Annotated in this window: 4 protein-coding genes; 3 read left to right on the top strand and 1 reads right to left on the bottom strand. The window is 66.1% G+C overall.

The window, feature by feature from the left end; genetic code table 11:
- Positions 1-45: 45 nt before the first annotated feature.
- A complete protein-coding gene (locus ABGA94_RS16365; protein ID WP_197599136.1) occupies positions 46-2,481 on the bottom strand; it encodes a TonB-dependent siderophore receptor in 2,436 nt (811 codons plus the stop codon).
- 214 nt (positions 2,482-2,695) lie between these two features.
- Between ABGA94_RS16365 and ABGA94_RS16370 the strand changes: the two genes are divergently transcribed.
- The 3 genes from ABGA94_RS16370 to ABGA94_RS16380 all read left to right on the top strand — a co-directional run bounded on the left by ABGA94_RS16370 (position 2,696) and on the right by ABGA94_RS16380 (position 5,917).
- Positions 2,696-3,178 (top strand): DUF3574 domain-containing protein, encoded by a 483-nt coding sequence (locus ABGA94_RS16370; protein ID WP_197599135.1) that lies wholly within the window; start codon positions 2,696-2,698, stop codon positions 3,176-3,178.
- A gap of 36 nt (positions 3,179-3,214) precedes the next feature.
- A complete protein-coding gene (locus ABGA94_RS16375) occupies positions 3,215-4,072 on the top strand; it encodes an SH3 domain-containing protein (protein ID WP_197599134.1) in 858 nt (285 codons plus the stop codon).
- Between the two features lie 126 nt (positions 4,073-4,198).
- Positions 4,199-5,917, top strand: coding sequence for a thiamine pyrophosphate-dependent enzyme (locus ABGA94_RS16380; RefSeq protein WP_005418578.1), 1,719 nt, complete (start codon positions 4,199-4,201; stop codon positions 5,915-5,917).
- The last annotated feature ends 574 nt before the right edge of the window (positions 5,918-6,491 follow it).

Here is a 6,491-nt window from a genome sequence, read left to right on the forward strand (position 1 = left end):
CGGACCAACGGTCCGCACCCACCGGGAGTGATTGGTCCAATGCAATCAGAACGTATAACGGACGCGGCCGTAGTAGTACGCACCGTTGCTGCCGATCGGCGACAGCACGTCGTACGGCAGGTTGCCGAAGTAGTGGATATCGCTGTTGGATCGATCCGGATAGTTGTCGGTCAGGTTCTGCCCGCCGAGAGCCACGCTCCACTGCGGGGTGATGCGGTATTCGACTTCCGCATCCAGCTGCCACTCGGCCTGGTAGGTCTGGCGCGGGATGTAGCCGTCACCGAAGTTGAACACGCGGGTGGCGCTGCCATAGCGGTTCACGCGGGTGCTCAGCGACCAGTGGTCGTTGCTCCATGCGGCCGAGAAACTACCACGCGTGCGCGGCGTGGCGTCGGTCAGCGTGTTGGTCTCTTCGATGCCGAACAGCACGTAGTCCGGATTCAGCGCGCGCAGCTGGGCCGGGGTGGCCAGCACGTTCTTCAGCGTGGTCTTGGTATACGCATAGGTGCCGGTCAGCAGCAGCTGGCCATCGCCCAGCGACTGGCGCCAGTTGCTCACCAGCTCGGCGCCACGGGTGCGGGTGTCGGCGGCGTTGACGAAGAAGCTGGCGCTCTGCAGGCCGCTGACGCCGTAGTTGGCGGCCACGTAGTCGGTCAGTGCATCACCGGTGATGCTCTCCGACAGTGCAATGCGGTCATCGATGTCGATCTGGAAGAAGTCCAGCGACAGGTCGAAATGCTCGCCGATGCGGCTGGTGAAACCGAGCGAGGTGTTCAGCGATTTCTCTGGTTTCAGGTTCTGCGCCCCCAGGCCGCGTGCGATCGGATTGTTGACTGACAGCAGGCGGCCCTGCACCAGCTGGCCACCTGCGTTGTAGCCGGTGGAGGTGGACTCGTAGCCGATCTGTGCCAGCGACGGCGCGCGGAAGTTGTTGGAGATCGCGCCGCGCAGCGCGAACGCCGGGGTGAACTCATAGCGCAGGCCGAGCTTGCCGGTCAGTTCGCCGCCGAAGTCGTCGTTGTGCTCGTAGCGCGCGGCCAGATCGGTGGAGAACTTTTCGCCGAACTGGCTGGACAGGCTGGCATAGGCGCTGGCCACATCACGCGACAGGGTGGCTGCATCCTGCGGGGTCAGGCCGCCACCGGCCTGCGAACCGGTCGGGCGGTCGGTGAACGGGCCGGCCGCGTAGCTGGCCGGGTCACCGGGGCGGGTCTGGTAGCGCTCGTGGCGCGCTTCCACACCCAGGCCCAGGGTGTGGCTGATGCTCTCGCTCTGGGTGAACACGCGGCTCAGGTCGAGGTTGCCCACGGTCTGTGCGTACTCGTAATCGGCGGTCTTGAAGCGGGTCGGGCTGGTCGGGCCCAGCGAGGCGTTGAGCGAATCACGCAGGCGGTAGGTGAAGTCGTTCTGGCCGTAATCCAGGCTGCCGTCGTAGCTCCATTCGCCCCACTGCCCGCGCACGCCGGCCACGGCCTGCACGTCGCGGTTCTCACCTTCGGAGATCGGCCGGTAGCCGTTCGGATAGACCTGCTTCCAGTTGGCATCGCCATCGGGATAGCGGAAGTAGTTCGCGCCTTCGGTATCCCGCTGGTTGAAGGTACCGAACGCGTAGAACGTCGAGGTCTGGCCCACCGGGATCTCGGTGTTCAGCCACAGGTTGATGTCCTTGCTCTTGCCATCGCCCAGCACATAGTTGCGCTTGCCCTGCAGCGCCAGGTTGCCCGGGGTCTGGTCCCATGGCGGAATCTGGTCGAAGCCGGCGCGATTGGTGCCGTTGCGGTGCTTGTATTCCAGGCCGACGCGCAGGAAGCCGCCGTCTTCGCCCAGCGAAGTGCCGACCTTGGCGCTGAGGTTGCCGGTCTGGCCGTCGGTGAGAGTGCGGCCGATCGGCTTGAGGTCGGTGTGGTTGGCACCGTAGCTCGCCTCGATCTCGCCGCCGTCACCGCCGTTGTCGAGGATCACGTTGATCACGCCGGCCACGGCGTCCGAGCCGTACAGTGCCCCGGCGCCATCGCGCAGCACTTCAATGCGCTTGATCGCGCTGACCGGAATCGAATTGAAATCGACCGGGGTGGTGCCCTTGCCGATCTTGCTGTCGGTGTTGACCAGCGCGGTGTGGTGGCGGCGCTTGCCGTTGACCAGCACCAGCACCTGGTCCGGCGACAGGCCACGCAACTGCGCGGCGCGCACATGGTCGGCGCCACCGGAGTTGGACTGGCGCGGGAAGTTGAACGACGGCAGCAGCGCCTGCAGCGCGCTGCCCAGCTCACCGTTGACCACGCCCGCCTTGCGGATGTCCTCGGCGGTGAGCACATCCACCGGCGAGGTGGATTCGAGCACGGTGCGGTCGGCGGCACGGGTGCCGGTGACGATCACCGTATCCAGGTTGGTGGCGTCCTGGGCCAGGGCCGGGGCGGCGGCGGAGGAAAGCGCGAGGGCGATGGCGAGGCCGAGCGGCGACGCGGGCAGGCGGGCGGACATGGGGGCTCCAGCAACAACGACGACGGGGGAAGGGGAGATAGTTTCACTTACATCCATCCGGATGAAGCGATATATTATCTTCGCGTGATGACCGGTGCGGATGCAAGCCCCTGCCGGTCCGGCATGAGCTGATGCCCGGTTGGCATCAGCACGCCGGGCCGGTGGCGCTGTACGCTGCCGGCTCGCCTTGTCCCCCTTCCCCGGAGCTGTACCGATGAAACACCTTGTCCTCGTCTTCGCCGTGCTGTTGGCCACCAGCGGCTGCGCCAGCCTCTCATCGCAGGCGCCCAGCGCCTATGCCACGGCCACTACCGCCGAACTGAAGGGCGACGCCGCGCGCCCGTCTTCCGCGCACGGCTGGGTGCGCAGCGAGCTGTACTTCGGCGTGGGCGAGGAGCAGGGCGCCGGCAACCGCCCGCAGGCCGACACCATCAGCGACGCGCAGTGGCGCACCTTCCTGGACAAGGAAGTGACCCCGCGCTTCCCGGATGGCCTGACCGTGTTCGATGCCTATGGCCAGTGGCTGTTCCGCGGCGATGCCGCGCCCAACCGCCTGCGCACCAAGGTGCTGGTGGTGCTGCATGAGGACACCCCGCAGCGCCGCGCCGATATCGAAGCGATCCGCCTGGCGTGGAAGCAGCAGACCAGGCATCAGTCGGTGCTGTGGTCGTGGCAGCCGGTCGAGGTATCGTTCTGAGTTGAAGGTGCCGCTGCGGTGCCGCAGGGAGCAATGATGAACTACAGGGAATGCCTGCTGGGCCTGGTGTTGGCCGGCACGCTGGCACCGACGGCGCACGCCGGTGGGGACGACGGCGAAACCTTGCGCTTCCAGGTGGCCGCGCACGTGCAGGCACAGGCCGATCCCCTGCAGGACGGCAGCATTGCCGTGCAGCTGTCACCGTCGGGCAAGCGGCAGACGCTGGCCGGCGCGGCGGATGCCGACGGCACTTCGCGATGGTCGCTCGAAGATGTCGATTCCGATGGTTACCCGGAACTGGTCGCACGCGCCCCGGTCGGCATGGTCAACGAAGCGGTGGCGGTGTACCGGTTCGATCCCGCCAGTGCCGGGTTCCGCGCGCTGCGGGCTGCAACCCACGGCAGGGAGAGCTGCGGCGAGCTGATGGGCCTGATGGTCGACCACCTGAGCCGCACCCTGACCAGCAGCTGCCGCAGCGGCCCGATGTGGTACACCGACCAGTATCGCTTTGCAGGCGCGACACTCTATCTGTACCGCGCCGAGAGCGTGCTGATGCTGGGCGATACGGTAAACGCCGCGCTGCAGTGGGAGCAGACCGACGAGCAGGGTCCGCTGGCCGTCTGGCGCACCTATGATCCCGCTGGCCGTGTGCTGGAAAGTGCCATTGCCGATGGCCTGGGCGCGCCGCCGGATGGACCGTTGCGCGGCCAGCAGGCCACCGTGGTACCCGCGCGGCTGTTCCTGTTCGACCGGCCTGGTGCGTCCAGCACCAAGCGTTACCTGGTGCAGGGCGATCGCGTGGAATTGCAGGATGAACAGAACGGCTGGGTGAAGCTGCGCTATCGCAGCCCGAATCACGGCGACGTGCTGGGCTGGATCAACGTCAACGAGTAAAAGGGGACGGAGGGAATTAAGTCGTTTGTGGCACAAGCGACTTAATTCCCTCCGTCCCCTTTTTTTGCGGAGGCATCACTTCATCGGGTCTAGCCTCGGGGGTTCCCCCGTTCGAGGATGTATCCGATGAGCAAGCGCGTAGCCGAAATCGTGGTGGACGCCCTGCAGCAGGCCGGTGTCCGCCGTTGCTACGGCATCGTGGGCGATACGCTCAACCATGTGACCGATGCGATGCATGGCAGCGAGATCGCCTGGGTGCACGTGCGCCATGAAGAAGTGGCCGCATTCGCTGCCGGCGCCGATTCGCTGGTGAGCGGCGAGTTGACCGCCTGCGCGGGTTCCTGTGGTCCCGGTGGCCTGCACTTCATCAACGGCGTGTTCGAGAGCAACCGCAACCGTGCGCCGATGGTGCTGATCGCCAGCCAGGTGGTGACCAGCGAGCTGGGCATGGAATTCCCGCAGGAAGTGGATTTCAAGGCGGTCTATGGCAGCTGCACGGTGTTCTGCGAGCAGGTGCACAGCCCGGAGCAGGCGCGACGCGTGGTGGCCCTGGCCTGCCAGGCCGCGATCAGCCGCCGTGGCGTGGCGGTGGTGATCCTGCCGGCCGATATCAGCCAGGCCGAGGTGAAGCACGACGTGCCGTTCTCGGTGCATTACACCCAGCCGGTACTGCGCCCCTCCGACGCCGAGCTGCAGCGCATCGCCGAGCTGCTGGGGCAGGGCAAGCGCATCGGCATCTACGCCGGTGCCGGTTGCCAGGGCGCGCACGCGCAGCTGCTGGAGCTGGCCCGGCGCTTGCAGGCCCCGATCGCGCATACCTCGCGCGCGAAGGATTTCGTCGAGCCGGACAACCCGTACAACATGGGCATGACCGGCATCTTCGGCATCGAGTCCGGCTTCCACACGCTGATGGAGTGCGACACGCTGCTGCTGCTCGGCGCCGACTTCGCCTGGGGTCAGTTCTACCCGGACAAGGCCACCATCATCCAGGTCGACCGCGATGGCAGCCACCTTGGCCGCCGCCACCCGGTGAACCTCGGCGTGGTCGGCGATATCGCACCGACGCTGGATGCATTGCTGCCGATGCTGCCGCCGCGCGAGGACGGCAGTTTCCTGGACGAGTGCATCGAGCATCGCGACAAGGCGCTGAAGAAGCGCGAACAGGAAGAGCAGCCGGGCGAAGGCGAATTGATCCATCCGCAGCACCTGACCGCGCTGCTCTCGAAGCACGCTACCGAGGATGCACTGTTCACCGCCGACGGCGGCTCGCCGATGGTGTGGGTGCTGCGCCATATCCGCGTGAACGGCCGCCGCCGCACGCTGACCAGCCTGCTGCACGGCACGATGGCCAACGCGATGCCGCAGGCGCTGGGACTGCAGAAGGCCTTCCCCGGCCGGCAGGTGATTTCACTGTCCGGCGATGGTGGCCTGGCAATGCTGCTGGGCGACCTGTTGACCGCGGTACAGGAGAATCTGCCGATCAAGGTGGTGGTGTTCAACAACGGCTCGCTGAACTTCGTCGAGCTGGAGCAGAAGGTGGAAGGCCTTCTGGATAACTACACCGACCTGAAGAACCCGGACTTCGGCCGCCTGGCCGAAGTGATCGGCTTCCATGGCCGCACGGTCACCCGCAGCGAGGATCTGGAGGAAGCGGTGCAGGATTTCCTGTCGCAGCGCGGCCCGGCATTGCTGGATGTGCACACCAGCCGCGCCGAGCTGGTGATGCCACCACAGATCGAGGCCAAGCAGGTCGCCGGCACGGCGCTGTATGCGGCCAAGGCAGTGTTGAACGGTCGCTTCGATGACGTGAAGCATCTGCTGGTGGACAACTTCCTGAAGAAGTAGGGGGGCGATGCAGGGCTGCGCCCTGCACCTGCGGAGGTGAAGGTCGAAGCAACAGCAACAGCAACAGCTGGGTATCCGTGGGATGGCGGGGTGGGTCCGGTTGCGGGGGGGCGCTGCAAGTCCCCCTCCGGGGCCCGGCCCAGCCGCTGGCGGCTGTGCGTTCGGGCGCTTGCGAAGCAATGCTTCGCAAGCAAAGCGCCCTCACCCATGTAAGCTCGGTCGCCGCATCCATGCGGCTCACGCCCCCGCAACCGGACCCACCCCGCCTTAGACAGATCATCGCGATCTGCCGGTAGATCCACGCCGTGCGTGGATAGCGTGGAAATGATCGAATTGTTCTTGTAGAGCCGAACCGTGCTCGGCTCAGAAGCTTCGCGTACAGCGGCCGAGCGTGGGCTCGGCGCTACAACGAGAGCCTGCCTTTGCTTTTGATCTTTTGATTCTCTTCCGTGGCTGGCACGCGCAGGAAACTGTGGGAGGCCGGTCGGGATGGGCTGCGCAGGACCGTTGGCGCCATGGATGGCGCCATCGAGCCCCCAGGGATGGGTTTACGGCGTGTCCTGCGCAGCCCATC

Origin of the sequence: Stenotrophomonas sp. 3diitr2024, from assembly GCF_042136455.1 — a bacterium.
Taxonomy (GTDB): Bacteria; Pseudomonadota; Gammaproteobacteria; order Xanthomonadales; family Xanthomonadaceae; genus Stenotrophomonas; species Stenotrophomonas sepilia.

Coding starts and splice junctions, on each gene's coding strand:
- ABGA94_RS16365 (WP_197599136.1), bottom strand. CDS start 2,481: ATGTCCGCCCGCCTGCCCGCGTCGCCGCTCGGCCTCGCCATCGCCCTC.
- ABGA94_RS16370 (WP_197599135.1), top strand. CDS start 2,696: ATGAAACACCTTGTCCTCGTCTTCGCCGTGCTGTTGGCCACCAGCGGC.
- ABGA94_RS16375 (WP_197599134.1), top strand. CDS start 3,215: ATGAACTACAGGGAATGCCTGCTGGGCCTGGTGTTGGCCGGCACGCTG.
- ABGA94_RS16380 (WP_005418578.1), top strand. CDS start 4,199: ATGAGCAAGCGCGTAGCCGAAATCGTGGTGGACGCCCTGCAGCAGGCC.